The 18,749-nt window shown below is 68.0% G+C and carries 18 protein-coding genes and 2 pseudogenes; 6 read left to right on the plus strand and 14 right to left on the minus strand.

Annotated features, from left to right (window positions below):
• Positions 1 to 15 precede the first annotated feature (15 nt).
• Positions 16 to 474 (plus strand): CBS domain-containing protein, encoded by a 459-nt coding sequence (locus AOZ49_RS07830; RefSeq protein WP_006387928.1) that lies wholly within the window; start codon positions 16 to 18, stop codon positions 472 to 474.
• A gap of 118 nt (positions 475 to 592) precedes the next feature.
• Here the strand turns inward: AOZ49_RS07830 and dusA are convergent, their stop codons facing one another.
• Positions 593 to 1,609: a tRNA dihydrouridine(20/20a) synthase DusA gene (dusA, locus tag AOZ49_RS07835; protein ID WP_082380353.1), complete on the minus strand. Its 1,017-nt coding sequence runs from the start codon at positions 1,607 to 1,609 to the stop codon at positions 593 to 595.
• Between the two features lie 185 nt (positions 1,610 to 1,794).
• Between dusA and AOZ49_RS07840 the strand changes: the two genes are divergently transcribed.
• Positions 1,795 to 2,763 carry a homoserine kinase gene (locus AOZ49_RS07840; protein ID WP_054474796.1) on the plus strand — a complete coding sequence of 323 codons (969 nt, stop codon included), beginning with the start codon at positions 1,795 to 1,797 and terminating at the stop codon, positions 2,761 to 2,763.
• Between the two features lie 65 nt (positions 2,764 to 2,828).
• The gene (locus AOZ49_RS33390; RefSeq protein WP_054474797.1) at positions 2,829 to 3,632 is read left to right on the plus strand and encodes a BPSS1780 family membrane protein; all 804 of its coding nucleotides are present in this window, start codon (positions 2,829 to 2,831) and stop codon (positions 3,630 to 3,632) included.
• A 6-nt stretch (positions 3,633 to 3,638) separates the two neighbouring features.
• On the opposite strand, the pseudogene AOZ49_RS33395 reads toward AOZ49_RS33390, so the two are convergent.
• From AOZ49_RS33395 to AOZ49_RS07885, 10 genes and pseudogenes are all read right to left on the minus strand, one after another.
• Positions 3,639 to 4,613 (minus strand): annotated as a pseudogene (locus AOZ49_RS33395) (type II secretion system F family protein); the annotation flags it as partial.
• Between the two features lie 12 nt (positions 4,614 to 4,625).
• The gene (locus AOZ49_RS07850) at positions 4,626 to 5,471 is read right to left on the minus strand and encodes a type II secretion system F family protein (protein WP_054474817.1); all 846 of its coding nucleotides are present in this window, start codon (positions 5,469 to 5,471) and stop codon (positions 4,626 to 4,628) included.
• A complete protein-coding gene (locus tag AOZ49_RS07855) occupies positions 5,468 to 7,123 on the minus strand; it encodes an ATPase, T2SS/T4P/T4SS family (RefSeq protein WP_054474798.1) in 1,656 nt (551 codons plus the stop codon). The genes AOZ49_RS07850 and AOZ49_RS07855 overlap by 4 nt, the downstream gene beginning before the upstream one ends.
• Positions 7,124 to 7,127: 4 nt before the next feature.
• A pseudogene (locus AOZ49_RS07860) lies at positions 7,128 to 8,490 on the minus strand (type II and III secretion system protein family protein).
• The gene (gene cpaB / locus AOZ49_RS07865; RefSeq protein WP_231690270.1) at positions 8,487 to 9,362 is read right to left on the minus strand and encodes a Flp pilus assembly protein CpaB; all 876 of its coding nucleotides are present in this window, start codon (positions 9,360 to 9,362) and stop codon (positions 8,487 to 8,489) included. The pseudogene AOZ49_RS07860 and the gene cpaB overlap by 4 nt, the downstream one beginning before the upstream one ends.
• Positions 9,302 to 9,985 carry a hypothetical protein gene (locus AOZ49_RS07870; RefSeq protein WP_231690271.1) on the minus strand — a complete coding sequence of 228 codons (684 nt, stop codon included), beginning with the start codon at positions 9,983 to 9,985 and terminating at the stop codon, positions 9,302 to 9,304. The genes cpaB and AOZ49_RS07870 overlap by 61 nt, the downstream gene beginning before the upstream one ends.
• Positions 9,986 to 10,071: 86 nt before the next feature.
• Complete coding sequence (locus AOZ49_RS07875) at positions 10,072 to 10,674, minus strand: hypothetical protein (RefSeq protein ID WP_054474800.1); 603 nt, start codon at positions 10,672 to 10,674, stop codon at positions 10,072 to 10,074.
• A complete protein-coding gene (locus AOZ49_RS33400; RefSeq protein WP_231690272.1) occupies positions 10,671 to 10,988 on the minus strand; it encodes a hypothetical protein in 318 nt (105 codons plus the stop codon). Before AOZ49_RS33400 ends, AOZ49_RS07875 begins: the two co-directional genes overlap by 4 nt.
• A gap of 127 nt (positions 10,989 to 11,115) precedes the next feature.
• Positions 11,116 to 12,099, minus strand: coding sequence for a hypothetical protein (locus AOZ49_RS07880; protein WP_231690273.1), 984 nt, complete (start codon positions 12,097 to 12,099; stop codon positions 11,116 to 11,118).
• Complete coding sequence (locus AOZ49_RS07885) at positions 12,096 to 12,326, minus strand: hypothetical protein (protein WP_054432468.1); 231 nt, start codon at positions 12,324 to 12,326, stop codon at positions 12,096 to 12,098. The genes AOZ49_RS07880 and AOZ49_RS07885 overlap by 4 nt, the downstream gene beginning before the upstream one ends.
• A 472-nt stretch (positions 12,327 to 12,798) precedes the next feature.
• On the opposite strand from AOZ49_RS07885, the gene AOZ49_RS07890 reads away from it, so the two are divergent.
• The gene (locus tag AOZ49_RS07890; RefSeq protein ID WP_054432469.1) at positions 12,799 to 13,983 is read left to right on the plus strand and encodes an acyltransferase family protein; all 1,185 of its coding nucleotides are present in this window, start codon (positions 12,799 to 12,801) and stop codon (positions 13,981 to 13,983) included.
• A gap of 14 nt (positions 13,984 to 13,997) precedes the next feature.
• Here the strand turns inward: AOZ49_RS07890 and mdtD are convergent, their stop codons facing one another.
• Positions 13,998 to 15,386 (minus strand): multidrug transporter subunit MdtD, encoded by a 1,389-nt coding sequence (mdtD, locus tag AOZ49_RS07895; RefSeq protein ID WP_054432470.1) that lies wholly within the window; start codon positions 15,384 to 15,386, stop codon positions 13,998 to 14,000.
• Positions 15,387 to 15,507: 121 nt separating this feature from the next.
• Between mdtD and AOZ49_RS07900 the strand changes: the two genes are divergently transcribed.
• Complete coding sequence (locus AOZ49_RS07900; protein WP_054432471.1) at positions 15,508 to 16,428, plus strand: glycosyltransferase family 9 protein; 921 nt, start codon at positions 15,508 to 15,510, stop codon at positions 16,426 to 16,428.
• Between the two features lie 124 nt (positions 16,429 to 16,552).
• Here the strand turns inward: AOZ49_RS07900 and AOZ49_RS07905 are convergent, their stop codons facing one another.
• Both AOZ49_RS07905 and AOZ49_RS07910 read right to left on the minus strand, forming a co-directional pair.
• Complete coding sequence (locus tag AOZ49_RS07905; RefSeq protein ID WP_054474801.1) at positions 16,553 to 17,695, minus strand: glycosyltransferase family 4 protein; 1,143 nt, start codon at positions 17,693 to 17,695, stop codon at positions 16,553 to 16,555.
• A gap of 579 nt (positions 17,696 to 18,274) precedes the next feature.
• A complete protein-coding gene (locus AOZ49_RS07910; protein ID WP_054432473.1) occupies positions 18,275 to 18,565 on the minus strand; it encodes a hypothetical protein in 291 nt (96 codons plus the stop codon).
• Between AOZ49_RS07910 and AOZ49_RS33405 the strand changes: the two genes are divergently transcribed.
• The coding region (locus AOZ49_RS33405) for a hypothetical protein (protein WP_231690274.1) at positions 18,564 to 18,749 on the plus strand (186 nt) is incomplete at its 3' end. The genes AOZ49_RS07910 and AOZ49_RS33405 overlap by 2 nt on opposite strands.

An 18,749-nucleotide genomic window follows, 5' to 3' on the forward strand; every position in this document is an offset into this window, starting at 1 on the left:
GCCCAGGAGAAACCGATGTTGAAGGTCAGCGAGATTCTGCGCGTCAAGGGAGACACGCTTTACACGGCATCGCCGGACATGCCCGTGTCCCAGGCCGTGCAAACCATGAGCGAGCAGGATATCGGCTCGCTCGTCATCATGGAATTCGGCACGCTGGTCGGCATGCTGACGTTCCGCGAGATCATCCGCCACATGCACGCGCATGGCGGCGCGGGCGAAACCACCATCCGTTCCATCATGGACGACGCGCCGGTCAGCGTGTCGCCCAACACCAGCGCCGACGAAGTGCAGCGCCTGATGCTCGAAAAGCACGCGCGCTACATCCCCGTCATGGACGGTCCGACGCTGATGGGCGTGATTTCGTTCTACGACATGGCCCAGGCCATCGTGGCGGCACAGCAGTTCGAAAACAACATGCTCAAGGCCTACATCCGCGACTGGCCCGCCGAAAGCGCGGAATCGACCCAGTCCTGAGCCACCGGCGGTTGCCGGGCGGCGGCGTCATCGCCGGGGCCCGGCGGTCGACCAATGGACAACGCCCAGGCGGCCTCGCGGCCGTCTGGGCGTTGTTGCATTCAGGGACGATGCGCGTTCAGGCGCCCGCCGGCGCCGCCGCCAGCGCGGCGCCGCGCTCCGGCGGCGCATGCCGCTGGCTGCGCCAGGCGTCATAGATCAGGGCAGGATCGTTCGCGGCCAGCAGCGCCGGATCCGACAACATGCGGCGCCAGCGCCGCGCGCCCGATTGGCCATTCACCAGGCCCAGCATCGGCCGCGTCATGACCCGCAGCGGCACGCCCTGCGCCACCTGGCGCGCGGCGTATTCCATCATCGCGTCGACCACCTGGGCATCGCTGGGCAGGCGCACCGACGGCCACAGCTGCAGCGACACTTCGGACAGCACCCGGGGCGTATGCCAGGCCGCGCGGCCCAGCATCACGCCGTCGAAATCGGCGGCCGCGCGCACCGACTGCCCGGCATCGGCCAGCCCGCCGTTCAACACGAAGACGCAGTCCGGGAAATCCTGTTTGAGCTGGCGCACCACGTCGTAGCGCAGCGGCGGAATCTCGCGGTTGTCCTTGGGCGACAGGCCCTTGAGCACGGCATTGCGCGCATGGGCGATGAAAACCCGGCAGCCGGTGTCGTAGATCTTGCCGACGAAATCGCGCACGAAGGCGTAGGACTCGTCATAGTCCAGCCCCAGGCGGTGCTTGACCGTCACCGGGATGTCGACCGCGTCCTGCATCGCCTTGATGCAGTCGGCGACCAGGTCGGGCTCGGCCATCAGGCAGGCGCCGAACGCGCCCTTCTGCACCCGTTCCGACGGACAACCGCAGTTCAGGTTGATTTCGTCATAGCCCCACTGCCGCCCCAGCCTGGCCGACTGCGCCAGCGCATCCGGCTCGCTGCCGCCCAGCTGCAACGCGACCGGATGCTCGGCCTCGTCGAAGTCCAGGTGGCGCGCGACGTTGCCGTACAGCAAGGCGCCGGTGGTGATCATTTCGGTATACAGACGCGCGCGCGGCGCCAGCAGCCGGTGGAAATAGCGGCAATGCCGGTCGGTCACATCGATCATCGGGGCGACGCACAGCCGCCAGTCGGGGGAGTCCAAGAATCACTCGTCAAAACAAGGGGATGCGGTATTTTACGGTGCTTGGCGGGATTCTGCCCGGCAAGCTGGCCAACGACGGCGCCACCGCCCCAGGCCATGTGGTCTAAAATTGCGCCGCCGCCGCGCGCAAGCACGCGCCCGCGTCCGTGGCACACGTCCGTCAACTCCCCTCTTCTCGTAGATCAATGGCCGTATTCACCCCCGTATCCGATGACGACGCACGCGCCCTGCTGGCGCATTTCGACCTGGGCGAGTTCGTCTCGCTGCGCGGGATTACGGCCGGTATCGAGAACACCAACTACTTCCTGTACACCAGCCGCGGCGAGTACGTGCTGACGCTGTTCGAAGTGCTGACGCACGCCCAGCTGCCGTTCTACATCGAACTGATGTACCACCTGGCCAGCCGCGGCATCCCCGTGCCGCAACCGCAAACGCTGCGCGACGGCACCCGCCTGACCACGCTGCACGGCAAGCCCTGCGCCATCGTCTCGCGCCTGCCCGGCGGCTACGAACCCGCCCCGGGGGCCGCCCATTGCGCGCTGGCCGGCGCCACCCTGGCCCGCGCCCACCTGGCGGCGCGGGACTTCCCGATCCAGCAGCCCAACCTGCGCGGCCTGTCCTGGTGGACCGAGACCGCGCCCAAGGTCCTGCCCTTCCTCGAAGCCGGCCAGGCGCAGTTGCTGCAATCCGAACTGGCCGCCCAGCAGGCCGCGGCCGCCAGCCCCGCCTGGCAAACGCTGCCCGCCGGTCCGGCCCACTGCGACCTGTTCCGCGACAACGTGCTGTTCGCCGGCACCTTCGAGGATCCGCTCATGGGCGGCATCATCGACTTCTACTTCGCCGGCTGCGACACCTGGCTGTTCGACGTCGCGGTCAGCGTCAACGACTGGTGCATCGAACGCGACACCGGTGAATTCGTCCCCGAACTGGTCGACTCCTGGCTCGACGCCTATGCCCGCGTGCGCCCGTTCACCGACGCCGAGCGCCAGGCCTGGCCGCTGATGCTGCGCGCGGCCGCCCTGCGCTTCTGGCTGTCGCGCCTGTACGACTTTTTCCTGCCGCGCCCGGCCCAGACGCTCAAGCCGCACGACCCCCGCCATTTCGAAAGAGTGTTGCAAGCGCGCCACCGCCCGGGCCTGCCGGTATTGCCGTAATCGTTACGCCCCCCATAATTGGGGGTAGCACGTCCCTTATTGAGAGATCACTCCCCAAGAGAGCCATGCAAGCAGCATTCCTACCCGCGTCTTCCGGCTGGCAATGGGTCCGAGACGGCTTCCGTCTGTTCCGCAAGCAACCCCTGGCCATGTACACCTGGGCGCTGGTCAACAGTCTCCTGGTCATTTTCGCCTTCGCCGCACAGATCGTCGGCCCGATCCTGTTCATCGCGCTGATGCCGTCGATCACGTTGATGAGCCTGGCGGCCTGCAAGCATGTCGAGGCGGACCGGGTCATGCTGCCCTCCATGTGGGCCAAGCCACTCAAGCAGCCTGGGGTGTTCCGCAAACTGTTCCTGATGGGCCTGTTGTACGCGGCCGTCAGCCTGGCGGCCGGGCTCGCCACCTTCCTGCCGTTCTCGGCCGCGTTCACCGAAGGCATGCGCATCGCGTCCATCGAGAACAGCATGGAACCCATCCTGATGGCCTTGCGCGCGCCGCTCATCATTTTCACGATTCTCTATATCGTGATCGCGGCGCTGTTCTGGTATGCGCCGGTGCTGGTCGCCTGGCATGGCTTGCGGCTGACGCAGGCGCTGTTCTTTTCCGGCATCGCCTGCTGGCGCAACAAGTGGGCGTTCCTGGTCTACGCCGCCACCTGGGTCCTGATCGCCCTGTTCCTGGACCTGTGCTCCGGGCTGCTGGTCGCTCTCGGCCTGTCGCCGCAATTGGCCAGCACGCTGCAGATCCCGTTCACGATCGCCGCGGCAGGCGTGTTCTATTGCAGCTTCTATCCGTCGTATACCTCCGTGTTCGGCATCAACAGCCCCAGCCCGAACCTCGACAACGGCCACGGCGCCCAGGCATAACGCCACCCGGCAGGGCGCCAGCGCCCTGCACACCTTCACCACCCGCCGGTCGCGCGCCACGAACACCACGTCGATGGCATGGCGCATGCCAAAGGTATGCACCGCCCGGCAAGGCGCCAGCAACAGGCCCGAACGCGGTCCCGGCGGCCGGCGTCCCAGCAATCCGCGCATCCGGCCCGGCCAGCTCCGGACCCGCAGCAGCCGCAGTCGCGCCCGCGGCAAAGGCAGGCGGGCGCTCACCAGCCCCCCCTGCAGCAATCGCACGGCAATCGGAAACGCCAGCACGATGAAAGTGCATGGGAAGATGCAGCCGATCAACGGCAACAGCATCTTCACCGGCGCCTGCAACGCCAGCCGTTCGGCGCGCCACGCGCGTTCGCTGCGGCATAGCCTGCCCTGCTCCCGCAATACCGGCCCCAGGCTGATACCCAGGGCGTCCGCCTGGGCCAGGGCCGCGGTCCACTGACGCACCAGAGGACTGCCGCAACGATCCGCCAGGGCCTGCAGGGCGGCGGCCCTGGACAGGCCGGCCCGCATGTCCGCCAGCGCCTCGCCCAGAACGTCGCGCAACGGTCCGGGAGGGCCATTCGTGGCGGCCATTCGCAGGGCGCCATGCGTGCTCAGGCCAGCCTCGACGCACAAGGTCATCAGATCGAGGACGAACGGCAAGCCCTGTTCGATCCGCCGCCGACGTTTCCGTATCCGGCCTCGCAGCCATATTCCCGGCAAAGCGCCCGCCATCAGCGCGCCGACGACGCCCCACGCGACGTAGCCAGCGGCCCCTGAATCCGTCGGCGATGGCCCGGTCAACATGCCGCTGCCTCGCAACAACGACACGGCCAGGCCCGCGAGTGCGGTGCCCGCCATCGCGGCCAACAGACTCAGTATCACGATGCCCTCGCCGAGCATGGTCGCGGGCAACCCCGCCCTGGCGGCCGTCGCCGCAAGACGCATGCGCCAGGCTTGCGGATACAGCCCCATCGCCGTCCTCCCTCAGAAATCGATCCGGACGATGCGCCGGATCAGCAGGATGCCGGCGATTTCCAGCGTTGCCAGCAACGCCAGCACCATCCAGCCTTGCCTCGTATGCCACAGCAACGCCATGCCGTCCGGCTCCAGGCGGCTCAGCACCGCCAGCAGCAACACCGGCAGCCCGCCAACGATCCAGGCCTGCATGCGGCCCTGCGAGGTCAGGGCCTGCACCTTCGCCTGCCACTGCAGCCGCGCCCGCACCGCCCGCGCGATGCCGTCGAGCGCCTCGGCCAGACCGCCGCCCGATTGCGCGGCGACACGCATCGCCACCACCACGAGCGTGGTCGAGTCGGCCGCCATCCGCGTGTTCAGATGCTCCAGCGCCTCGTCCCAGGGCACCCCCAGCCGCTGCTCGCGCAGCACCAGTTCAAATTCCTGCGCCAGCGGCGAATCGCCCTGCGCCACCACCTGCCGCAGCGCGGGCATCAGGGCGATGCCCGCGCGCAGGGCTGACGCCAGCATCAGCAAAGCCATCGGCAGCTGGCGCTCGAAGCGCCGGATGCGCCGTCGCCGCCAGGCGTTCATCAGCACGCGTGGCGTCCGCAGAGCCAAGGCGACCGCCAGTACCGCGCCAGCGGCGCTGGATGTGGCGATAAAGGCCAACGCCGCCGCGAGGACCGACAGCGCCATCGGCCCCGCCCACAGCCATGCCGGATCGACAAACAGGAACAACTCTCCGAGGCGCCCCTCCGCCTCGTGCGTGTAATGCTCGCGGTAGCGCCGCAGCGCGGGCGCGAGCCAGCTTTGCGCGCCCCAGGCCAATGCCGTGACGCACACCGTGGCGGCAAGCGCGGCGAGCCAGATCACGCCGGCCTCGCCGCACAACCGGCGCCCGCGGCCACGTGATCAACGGCGAACCAGGACACATCCAGGCCCTGGCCCGCCTCCTGCCATGCCTGCGCGAAGCTGGGCACGACGCCGCACCCGGCGAATCCGCCATGGCGCTCATGCCGGAACAGCTCCTGCAGCTGGATGCGCCCGCTCTCCATGCCGGTGACTTCCGCGACGGACACCACCACGCGCCGCCCGTCGGACAATCGCGCCTGCTGCACGATGATGTCGATACTGGCCGCGATGTGCTCGCGCACGACGGCCAGCGGCAGGTCCAGCCCCGCCATCAGCACCATCGACTCCAGGCGCGCCAGCGCATCCCTGGCGGAGTTGGCATGCAACGTGGTCAATGAACCTTCGTGCCCGGTATTCATGGCCGTCAACATGTCGAAGGCCTCGGCGCCGCGGCATTCCCCCACCACGATCCGGTCCGGCCGCATGCGCAGCGCATTGCGCACCAATTCGCGGATATCGATCCGCCCGCGCCCCTCCTGGTTGGACGGCCTGGCCTCGAGCGACACCAGATGCTCGTGGCTCAACCGTAGTTCCGCCGCATCCTCGATGGTGACGATGCGCTCGCCTTCCGGGATTTCGTTGGACAGGACGTTCAGCAACGTGGTCTTGCCCGTCCCCGTGCCGCCCGAGATCACCAGGTTCTTGCGCAGGCGCACGCATCGGGTCAGGAACCGCGCCATGGCATCGCTGAGCACGCCCGTCGCCAATAGATCCGGCATCCCGGGCCGGCGCGTCGGAAATTTGCGGATGGTCAGGCTCGCGCCTTTCAACGCGATCGGGGGAATGATGGCGTGCACCCGGGAACCGTCGGGCAGCCGCGCGTCCACCATGGGCGAGCTTTCATCGATGCGGCGTCCCAGCGGGGTGACGATGCGCTCGATGACCCGGCGCACCGACTGTTCACCGGTGAAGGCGCCGGCATGGCGCCACAGCCGGCCGTCGCGCTCGACGTAGATTTCGTCATGCCGGTTGACCATGATCTCGCTGACGTCCGCCGCCGCCAGCAACGGTTCCAACGGCCCCAGCCCGACCGCTTCGTCCAGCACCTCGCGGCACAGGGCCTCCCGGTCGACGGCCAGCGGTAAGCCAGCATCGTCGGCCACGATCAGCGACAACAGGCGCGCGGCCTCGGCGCGCAGCATCGCGTCGCTCATGCCCGCCACGTCGCGCCGGCGCAGGTCCAGCGCGCCCAGCAGCGCGGCATGCAGCCGGCGACGCCATTGCAGGGAGGGCAACGACGAGACAGGCTGCGAGGTCGCCGCCACCTCCTGCACGGGAAACGACGGTGGCGCGGCCGGCAGCGCCGCGTTGCTCCCGCCGTCCCGCCGCGCGGGCGCCACCTTCAGGCGGCAGGGACCGATCAGGATCTCGTCATCCGGCCCCACCGGCACATGGCGCGCCACCCGCAAGCCGTTGACAAAGGTGCCGCCAAGCGCGCCGAGGTCCTCGAGCACGATCGCCGACGCCTCGCGCCGCAGCCGCGCATGCTGGCGGCCCACGCGCCAATTGGCGATACGCAGGTCGCAATGGACGCCGCGGCCGATCAACACCGGCATCGCAGCCACAATGGTCCGCACGGCGGCATCTTCAAGGGTCATCTGGATTTCAAGCATGGCGCTACTCCTGGGTGGCCGGCGCGGACGCCGGCCTGTCGTTGTCCCATTGCGAACCCGCCCCGGCGCGGGAGCTCCAACCCGCGTCCATGAGTGGCGAGGTTCCCAACCGGGACGGTTGCGGAAATGCGGCGTCGACCACGGCGCGCGCGCGCCGCACCCGATCCGCCATCGCGGACTCGTTACGCGACACGATCCGCGGGGTCACGAAGATGGCCAGCTCGGTCTCACGCAGCTGGTAGCGCCGCGACGAGAACAGCGCGCCGAGAATGGGGATGTCTTTCAAGCCGGGAATGCCGCTGGCATCGTCGGCGCGCTCACGCGACAGGAAGCCGCCGATGACCAGCGTGTCACCGGAGCGCACGTTGAATTCGGTGGATGCCCGGCGCGTGCGCAGCGCCGGCCCGCCGGCCGCGGTCAGCGCCATGTCGACGGAACTGGCCTCGACCTCGATCAGCGAGCGGATGACGCCGTTGCGATCGATGCGCGGCGTGATCCGCAGCGATACGCCGTAGGGCTTGAACAGCGTCGTGGGATTGCCGCGCGAATCGGTCGAGACATAGGGCACTTCTCCGCCAGCCAGGAACGTCGCGCTGGCGCCGCTGCGGGCCAGCAGTTGCGGCTGCGCCAGCATGACGGCCTCGCCGCTCTGGGCCAGCGCGGCAATGCGGGCGGACAACAGGGCATTGACGCCGAAATAGCCGGCGGCGGACGACAGCGCCCCCCGGCGCATCGACCACCTGTTCACCCGGCCGCGCGATGCGGCCAAGCGACCCGGCATCCCATGCCAGCGCCGCATTGAGGCCGCCCTGCGTCATGCCATCCCACCGCACCCCGATCTCGCGCAACCTCGACGAGGGGATTTCCACCACCTGCACATCCAGCAGCACCATGCTGTCCCAGCCCACCTGGCCCGTGAAATCGACGACCTCGGGATAACGTTGCGCCAGCGCGGCGATCCGGTCGCGGTCGTCATCGGACAGGTCATCGCCCTCGATCACGATGCGTCCGCCCACCGCCGAACTGCGCGCCCCGGGAATGCGCGCCAGCAAGGATTCGATTTCCGCCCGCAACCGCGGGGCGCCCGCCGGCGCCACTTCGACCGAGTAGGTCCTGACGCCGCCGTCGGCCCACACCTGCACCGACGACATGCCTTCGGCGCGCGCGAAGACCACGACCTCGCGGCCCTCGGCGGCGACGGCGCTGAGCACCTCGCCGTTGCCGATGGCCACCTGCGTCACGCCCGGCGCCGCCAACACGCGGCTCTCTCCGACCTGCATGTCGAGCGTCTGCCCCGCGGACCATGCGGGTAACGCGGCTGCCCCCAGGCACATTGCGGACCACGCCGCGATCATTCCGATGTTCATGGAAACTCCGATTCAGGATCCGTCGGGGGCAGGCTCGATGCCTGCGCCTGATCACCCAGCCGGTCGCCGTACAGGATGACCACCCGTGGCGCGGGCCGGGACTGGCGATCGCCATTCAGCAACGACATCAATTCAGCGGGCGCCAGGGCAGCGCTATCCGAGACGTCTGCAGCATCACGCAACACGGCGGTCAACGCGCCTGCCCGCCTGGCCATGAGATAGCTGGTGATCTGATCCACCGATGCCGCCAATGTGATCGGAAGGAGCCCATCGGCCGCGGTCAACACCCGCACGCCTCGCAACACGGGCACAACAGCTTCCTGGCCATGACGCGGCAGCGTCAGATAGACATCAATGACATCTCCCACCCGCAACGCCGCGGCCAGGCTCCCAAGGTCGGCGGCCGGCACCACGAAGGCGCGCTGTCCCGCCTCGAGCCGCGACGCCAACGACGGCTTGGCCATGGGATCAGGGGCCGCGAGGCAGGCATTGAGCACCAGTTCGCCGCCAGGCAGCGCCGCCGCCAGTCGCATGCCCAACACACTGTCGACGGCCCCCGGCTCGAGACTGCTCGCCGGCGCCCATTGCGCGGGCATGTCGCGCACCGCCAAATGCCGGTCTTCCAGCACCGTACCGGCCGCCAGGTCGTGAGCGGCGACCAGACGGCTGACCAGCGGCACACGCCCCTCGGCTTCCAGGGTCTCGACACGCTGCCGCACATGCTCACGCACCGCCCATGCGGACAACAGGCCGGCCGCCAGAGCCAGCAGGAAGACGGCAATCTGCCGTGGGCCGGGGACGAGCCTGCGCGTCATGGCGTCCACCGCCGGATCCACAGGCCACTGCCGGCATCGAGCGGCGTCAACATCCATTGCAGGCGCTCGTCGCGCCGCCGCCATGATTGCCAGGCCACGGCCCGATCACTGCCGAGATCCCGCCAACCCGCGCGCAGCAATCCTTGCCGCAACAACGGCGCCAACCGCGACGGCGCAAGAAGATGCCACCAGATCGACTCGGCCACGGTCCCGCTTGCCTGCTCGACCGCGAAGTCCAGCATCAGCCGCGCATCGGCCGGCAACCAGGCGGACATGTCAGTAACAGCTTTGGCCGCTGGCGTGATCGACGACACGCTGCCGACGCTACGACCGCCCCCGGGGCTGGCCATGCGCGCCACCCACAAGGCATCGCCAACCCAACCGGACAGGATCGCCTGCCCCGGCAATATCAGGAGATCGCTGAACGCGGACTGCTGGCGCGACAGAACCCGGATCAGTTCCGGCACATCGACGGGCGCATCGAACATCAATGCCTGCATCGCGGCGCCATTCAGCCACATGCGATCCGCCAAGGGTTCGACCCGAGAGCCGGGAGGAAACCGCAAACCGGCCGGAGATACCGGGCTCGACGATGCGCGGGAGGCCTGCGTGGCGGCTCCAGCCAAGGCCGCCGGCCAGGCCAGCGCCACCCACACGGTCAATGCCGAAGCGGCCAGCACGCGCGATGCAGAGCCCCGCTGCGCCGCGCGCGGCTGTCCGTGGACTGAGGGGCTCTGCCGCAGCCCGCCGAAGAATGACCGCGCATTCATCGCGTCGCCCTCCCGTTTCGCGCCAATCCTTGCTCTGGCGCCACGTCGGCCCATGAAGACAACCAGTCCTGAGAAAGCGCCGGCCGACTCCAGGGTCTATCCGCAACCATCACCTGACCACTGATCTCGCGCGCCAGCGACAAGGAACGTTGCGCCGTTTGCGCCCAGGAAATCGCCGCCGCCCCGATACGGCGGCTCACATCCTCATCGCCATCCGCGTTACCGGCGCCGGCCGCGACGCGGGTGCGCCGCTCGATACGCAATGCCCCCCAAGGTCCGGCGCCCGCCACCTCGGCATGCGCCGTGACCGACACCAGACGGACATCGGCGCCCAGCCACTCCGCCAGCCGGGGCGCCAGGCGAGAGTCCTCCGCATCGACGGACGACCGAGCCAACACCAGCGCGCCAGATCGTGCGGGGATGCCCCCACCCGCAGCAGCGACCATCGCGGCCGAGCGGCTGGCCACGCCGGCCGCCTGCGCGATGAACAGCAACTGGCCCAGCCACGCCACAGCCATGCAGGACAAGATCAACAAGGGCAATAGCACCAACGCCTCGACCAGCGCCTGGCCGCGTTGCCATGCACGGAGGATGCTCATGGCGCCTCCCAGGCCCGCAGGGCTTCCTCTGGCCTTACCGCGGCCAGCCGGGCCTGCCAGTACGGACGAAACAACGTCGGCAGTTCCTCGCGACCGTCGGCACGCGGCTCGGGCCGCGCGTAGTAGGTCTCGGCAGCACTGGTGACCACCAACGGCCCGCCCAGACCCGCTTCCCCGCCGCGAGGCCCGCGTACAGACGCGGCAGCGCCCGCAGCCACCGTATCGCCAAGCCCATCGTGCGCCACGCTGACCGCCAAGGCGAATCGCAGCGGATCGGCGCCATGCACGCTCGCCACGTCGTAGTAGCCGGGCAAGCCCAAGCCGGGCCAAGGCTGCACCTGCGCCATGGCGTAGGAATTGGCCAGAGGATTGCCCGTGCCGTCACGGACATCCCAGGCGGTGGACCGCCGCACCCACTGCCAGAAGTCCTGGGAAGTGAAATCACCAGGGGGATTCTCGACATATTCCAGGCCATCCGGGCCTGCGGATCCCGGCCCCGACACCACGCCCCAACCCATCGCATATTCCCGGTAGTAGCATCCCGCCCAACGGTTGAAGCGCTGGGAATGGAACGACTGCGTATCCAGCGCCCCCCCAACGCCCGTCCGCGCCGAGCCAGGTCGCGCCACGGCGACGCAGTCGATGCCGCGCGAGCGGACACTGCGCATTGACGGTCGTGGGATTGGCGCGCGTCCCATCACGGTTGCCGAGAAAGCCGTAGCGCCCGGCGGCCCGCTCGACGGCCAGGCGCAGGGCGCTACCGGGCAACGCCGCACGGTGCAGGAGGAATTCCGGCCAGCCATCGCTCAGCAGACGGATCGTCGGCGCGTTGGCCGCCGCGGCCGCTGAATCTGTCCGCCTCGACGCGCCGGTGGCCGGATAGTTTGCCCGCAACACTGCCCGCATGAGACGCTCCCGCGCGGCCGGCAACCCCGCCACCGCGGAATCCGCACCCGCCTCGAGCACCTCATGCACGACACGATCATGTTCCGCGTAGGCGCGCATCAACTCGACCTGCGCTCCGGGCTCGGTGCGCGCCGCGCCATAGGCCAGCGCGACGTCACGGCCAAACAGCGAGGACAGCAAGCGCGCGGGCGGATTGCTGCGTCGGCGCTGGCCGGCGAGTGTGCGCTCGAACGACAACGACGCCCCCAGCGTGACCAGATGCGCCATCGCGATCTGATGGGCGATCTGCGTGCGATTCGCATAAGCCAGGAAATTCAACTGACGGGCCTGCTCCAGCGCACCGCTGTGGGCCGCGGCATCCGCCGCGTGGATCAGCCGCGCCCGCGCTTCGACCGTGCGCCCCAGCGCGTACAGCATGGCCAGCGCCGCCGAGACCGTGGCCGCCAGCATCATGCCCAGCACCAGCGCCCGGCCGCGTTGGGTGATGCGCGGCCGGGCGCGCGTTACCGGGCCCGTCATTGATCGGCCGCCGCGTTGCCGGTAAAGGACTTGAGCGAACGCGCCTTGGTCTGGCCCGCTGCCTTCTGCACCGCCAGTCTCGCGGCGTTCGACTGGGCGCTGCCATCCTCGCCCGCCAGCTCGCGCGCCATGGCCGCCGTCTGCGACCGCACCACCTGGCCAAGGGCCTGGTAGACGGCGATCGCCGCAACCGCCACCAGCGCCACGACCACGATGTATTCCGTCATGCCTTGTCCGGCTTGACGCTTCAGGTATCCCAACACTGCCGATCTCCGCTCGCGATGAAATGAGGGATCCAGTGTCAGCGCACGGGAAAAACGCCACAATTCGCAGATGCCGAGCTGGATGAATTCATCCCAAGGCCTTGACGATGCGCCTGGCAGCGGTCATCGCCGCGCCGCCCCCAGCGGGAGCGGCACGCTGGAAAATGTTGTAACCCCCTAATTTCTATCGGGTTTTCCCTATTGCCGACCCTCTGGGGCGGCAGTAGATTGGACTTGCCGGGCTGTCTGACACCCATCGCGTGCGAAGCCGGGCAGGAGCGCCCCAGACTCATCTCGAGCTGGGGCGCTCTTCCATTTGCGGGCCGCGGCGGGCCGGATGGATTTCGCCCCTGGCATTACAAAATCTATACACAGTCGCCCAATCCCCTAACAGGGCGCTGGCTAGCATGGCGTCTTTCCATACCCGGACTGACCGATGCCTGCTTTCGCCCCACCACCCAGGGCCGCGCGCCCCGTGCAGGGCGCCCACCGCAACCCCGCCATCGATGCCCTGCGCGGCATCTCGATCCTGTGTGTCGTGCTGCTGCACGTGCAGATCCACATTCCGCAGGAGCAAAGCCTGCTGGGCAAGGTGCTGCCCGCCGCCCTCTTCAATATCGTCTATCGCAGCGGCTACTACGGCGTCATCATCTTCTTCGTGATCTCGGGCTTTCTCATCACCCGCGCGGCCATCGAGCGCTGGGGCAGCCTAGAGGCCGTGCCCTGGGGCCAGTTCCTGCGCCGCCGTTTCGCCCGCATCTATCCCTGCCTGCTGTTGCTGCTGGCGATCCTGGCCACGCTGCACGCGATCGAGATGCCCGGCTTCGTCCTCGAGAACACCAGCCTGGCGCACGCCACCATCAGCGCGCTGACGCTGCATCTGAACTGGCTGGAAGCCCAGGTCGGTTATCTGCCGGCGGCCTGGAACGTGCTGTGGTCGCTGTCCATCGAGGAAGCCTTCTACCTGGCATTCCCCCTGATCTGCCTGTTGTCGCTGGCAGCCGGCCAGCGCGCGCTGCTCCTGGCCCTGCTGCTGTTCGTCGCGCTCGGGCCGTTCGCCCGCGTCGCTTTCACCCGCAACGAGATCTGGGCCGACCACGCCTACCTGGCCGGCATGGACGGCATCGCCATCGGTTGTCTGGCCGCGCTGTATGCCGCGCTGTATGCCGCGCGGCCCGCCTGCGGCCAGGCAGGCCGCAAGCTGCTGCTGGTCGGCGCCGCGCTGTTCGTGCTGGTGTTCTTCCTGCGCAAGGCCACCAGCATGCTGGGGCTGACCGCGCTGGGACTGAACGTGACGGTGCTGGAAATCGGCGTGGCCTGCCTGCTGATCGGCTGGAGCCGCCACCCTCGCCCGGCCCGCCCCAACCCGCTGCTCGCCGCGTTGCGATGGGCCGGCCACAACAGCTACGAGATCTACCTGACGCACATGTTCCCGGTCCTGCTGCTGGCCGCCGCGTCCTGCCGCAATTCCGGCGGCGTCGTCTCGACCTGGTGGCGCGCCGGCGCGCTGACCGCCGCCAGCGTGCTGGCGATCCTGCTGTCGGCCATGCTGGGCGGACTGGTGGCGCGTTATTACTCGACGCCCCTGCGCCGTTGGCTGATAGGAGCCGGGGCGCGATGAACGGCCTGGCCGCGCTAGCCAACCGCGCGCCGGCCGGCGCCGTTCAAGCTCTCGGCGTCCAGGCGCCGGAACACCAGCGCCGACAGCAGTGTGATGGCGCCCACGCACAGGAACGTCAGCATGAACGCGCGCCCCAGCATGGCATTGTCCGCGCCCGAGAACACGCCGACCAGCCCGCCGCCGATGGTCACCCCCAACCCGATGGCCAGCATCTGCACCATCGAGAACAAGCTATTGCCGCTGCCCGCATCGCGCGTGCTCAGGCCTTTGAGGGTGACGCTGTTCATGGCCGCGAACTGCATGGAATTGGCCGCGCCGAACAGCGCCAGCTGCGCGATCTGCAGCGGCAATGGCCAATCATGCGAGATCGCGGCGAATGACATGATGGCGGCGCCCACCAGCACGGTGTTGGCCAGCAGGAAGGTGTCGTAGCCGAAGCGCCGCACCAGCGGCGCGATCCAGGGTTTCGAGATGGTGCCCGCGATGGCGGCCGGCAGCATCATCAGGCCGGACTGCAACGGCGTATAGCCCAGCTGCAACTGCAACAGCAGCGGCAGCAGGAAAGGCACCGCGCTGCTGCCGACCCGGCACACCAGGTTGCCGACCAGCCCGACGCTGAAATTGGGCTCGCGGAACAGGCGCAGCTGAAACAGCGGGTTGTCGCGCCGCCGGGCATGCGCCACATACAGCAGCACGGTCAGCGCGCTCAACGCGAACAGCGCCGACGACCAGGCCATGCGGCCCTCGCCGGCGGGCAGGTCCAGCGCCAGGGAAAAGGACACCATGCACAACGACAGCAGCCCGCAACCGAGCACGTCGAACGGCGCCACATCGGCCAGCGCATCCTCGGGCAGGTAGCGGCGCACCGCAATCAATCCCAACAGGCCGATCGGCACGTTGATCATGAAGATCCAGTGCCAACTGGCCACCTGCACCAACAGTCCGCCCAGCGTCGGCCCGAAGATCGGCCCGACCTGCCCCGCGATCGAGACGAACGCCAGGGCCGAGATGTACTGGTCGCCCGGCACCCGCCGCAGCACCGCCAGGCGTCCGATCGGCAGCAGCATCGAGCCGCCCACGCCCTGCACCACGCGCGCGATCGTCAATTGCGTCAGGGTCTGCGCCAGCCCGCAGAACACGGAGCCGACCGCGAACACCAGGATCGCGGCCAGGTAGACGCGGCGCGTGCCATACCGGTCCGCCAGCCAGCCCGACGCGGGCGTCAGCATCGCCATCGTCAACGTATAGGCCACCACCACGGGCTTGAGGGCCAGCACGTCTTCGCCCAGGCTGCGCGCCATCGCGGGCAAGGCGGTATTGACGATGGTGGTGTCCAGCGTCTGCATGAAGAAACAGGCGGCGACGACCCAGAGCAGGGCTCGCTGAGAAGGTGGCGTAGGCATGCCGAAATCGTACTCCCGGCCAGCCCACGCGCCGCTGACAGGCCTGCCAGCAGGCGGCCTCCGAAAACCGGAGAAACAATCGGTTATTCTCCGCTGCAAAAGCTACGAGGATGAATCGAACGTGAGCACCGCTCATTCCTTCCAGACCGGCAAAGTGGCGCTGGTCCTCTCCAACCGTCTTGGCGACTCGCTGTACCAGATGACGCTCGCCAACAATCTGCGCAAGGCCGGCCGCGACATCACCGTGTACGGCGTGCATGGCTACGCCCTGCGCGAATGGTTTCCCGATTTCGACATCCAGCCCCTGCCGGCGGACACGGCCAGCCTGGCGGGATACGACACCATCGTGCAGATGGATCCGGACAGCCCCTTCGACGGCCTCACCCGCGTCTGCCCACGTTTCCTGAGCACCAAGGAGTGGGGCCAGATCCACGCGGCGCCACGCAGGCACGCTTCGCCCAACGGCATCCTGGACGAATTCCGCCGTTTCTCGGTCGACGCCTTCGGCCTGACCGAATGGAGCAACGACAACGGCCTGCGGGCCCCTGCCCGCTTCAAAGCCCGCCGCCATGACAAGCGCGTGATCCTGCATCCGACCTCGAGCGAAGCCGAGCGCTGCTGGACGCCCGGCAAATACGTGATCGTCGCCCGCCGCCTGCGCGCCATGGGCTACGAGCCGGTCTTCGTGCTGGCGCCCGCTGAACGCGCCCACTGGCTGCCGCTGCTGGAACAGGCCCATGTCGGCCTGGTCGAGGCGCCATCCATCGATGGCGTCGCCGCCGAGGTCTACGAGTCCGGCTGGTTCATCGGCACCGACTCCGGCATCGGCCACCTGGCCTCCTGCTGCGGCCTGTCGACGGTCACCATCGTCGACCGCCCCCGCAACATGCCCCGCTGGCGCCCGGCCTGGGCCGACAACGTGGTGGTCCAGCCCTGGTGGCTGCCGCTGCGCTCGCTGCGCCGCAAATACTGGCGCGAAGCCACCACGGTCGCGGCGGTCATGCGCTGCTTCAGCCGCATGGTGCGGCGACGCGATCGCTGACCGGAATATCCCCGGACTGGAAACGACGCGGGCCGGCTACCGACCTATCGGCAACCGGCCCGTCCACAGGAAACGGCGGTGGCGGCCGGGGCCGCCCTCCCGACGCGCGTGATCGCGCGCAATATCAGGCCATCGCTTCCACGTTCCCGGCCGAGCGCGCATCCTCCATCGCTGCCTGGTACGCGCTGAGCGTCTCCGCCATTTTCTGGGACAGCATCAAGTGCCGGTCGGCGAACATGCGAGCCCGCTCGGCGATCCTGGCAGCCTGCTCGGGATGCGACCAGATCCAGGCCAGGTGATCGGCGAAACTCGCGACATCCTGCGCCGGCGCCAGCCAGCCGGTGTTGCCCGGCTGCACGATCTCGGGCAGCCCGCCGACCGCGCTGGCCACCACCGGGCAACGCGACGCGTAGGCTTCCGGCACAACGCGCGACCAAGCCTCGTTGATCGACGGCACCAGCACCGCATCGGCGGCGTGGATGATGTTCGAGATATCTTCCCGGTGCCCGGCAAAGGTCACGTAGTCGCCAATCCCCAGTTCCGCGACCAGGTCATGCAGCTTCTGGCCATAGGCGGCCGTCGCGCGCGTTGGCATGCCGACCACCAGCGCGTGCGCGGGCACGCCACGCTGGCGCAGCACCTGCACCACGCGCAACAGATCCTCCTGCCGCTTGTCGGGCCGCAGCATACCGATGGTGGCCACCACGAACGCGGCCGGATCCAGCCTCAGCTCCTGCCGCATGGCATGGCGTATCGCCTGCTTGTCCACGTCGGCGAAGAATCCGTGGTCGGCCCACTCGCCCACCACGCTGATACGCTTCTGCCCGGCAAAACCCGCCGTGACGATATCCTGGGCGCCGCCCTGGCTGGTGGTGATGACGCGATGGCAACCCAGGCGCCACTCCAGCCGCCGCCGCCACGACGTGCGCAGGGGCCTGGAGAAGTGCCAGGTCCGCACCAGCGAACACAGATCGCGGCAAAGCGCGCTGGCTTTCGCGTCAGGCGTGCCGTGCGCGTCAATGACCTGGATGCGCAGATCCTTCACGAGTTGCCGCAGCGTGAGCACGCCCGACCACGAGTAGGGGGAACTGAAATCCATGCCGATCGTGGCCAACCCCCAACTACGCGCCAGCTTCAGGGTGTCGCTCCCGGGCGGTGCGGCAATTGCCACGGAATGGCCTTGTTTCTGGAGCCATCGCGACTGATCCAGGACGCGAAACTCCAATCCGCCCAGATTGAGGCCAGAAAGCGTGTGCAGAATTTGCATGGGAATCAGGTACTGAGAAGCACAAACCGGCCCGCCAGGCAGGCGACAACGGCATGCATGGGAAGCCGGATCCGAGTCATATCGGGAGCGGCGCGCAGCGGCAGGAGCGGCGAGGAAACAAAAATGGGCAGCATCGCAGGGGCGGCGGCTTAATAGATGGGTTCTAATTGTTTGCCGGACGAGGCTGTTGCATCGTCGAAACCGACTGAAACGCCATTTTTGTGAATTTTAGCTACGAGTCAGAAATATAGGCGTGCGGTACGACCAGAGTTGGAGAAATCTTTTAACCATTGTTAATTTCTTTACTATTTATGTAACTAAATAAGTCAAGCCAATGACGCCAGCCCACCCCCCATCGAAACGGCACTCGCGCCAGCGCCTCGAAGGCGCTTCAGAAGCCGCTTTCATGTCACGGACAAACAACGGGCGCGCCGACGCCTGACCGACCGACAGGACGCCGACGCGCGCGAACGACCGCCCACCGTCGGATGGTGCGAAATGAAGAAAGGGAAATGGGCGGCTCGGATGCGCGCGCCGGAAGCGCCGGATCAGATCATCCGGCGGAACAGCAAACCTGGCTCAGAAAATGCAGGCCTTGCGCGAACACTCGATCAAGAAGTATCCCACCATGACCGCCGGATAGAGCACGACCAGCGCGGTCACCAGCACCCACCAGCGTCGCTGCCGCCGGATGACGAGCACGACGCAGACGAGCCAGACCAGCACGGCGGTCCAATACGCCGGGAAATACGGTCCCAGCCCCACCGTCAGCCAGTCAACCCGCATCAGCAACAGCACAACTGCCGCGAGAATCACGAAGATGAGGATCGTCAGGCGATTGCCGGGCTTGATGGAGGGGGAGCCGGTCATGGATGTCGTTTTCCGGGAAACAGGGATCCGCAGTAAGGGAGATGGCCTCCCCAGCCCCGATCGCGATCGGCGCTTGAGGAGCGCATTCTGCATCATTGCCGATGGAAGCAGAATGAACGACGCCCGCCACGCAAACGACACGCAAAACAAAGCGGGCCTCGGATTGCTCCGAGACCCGCGAGAG

It is taken from the genome of Achromobacter sp. 2789STDY5608615, from assembly GCF_001298995.1.
Classification (GTDB): domain Bacteria; phylum Pseudomonadota; class Gammaproteobacteria; order Burkholderiales; family Burkholderiaceae_B; genus Achromobacter; species Achromobacter insuavis.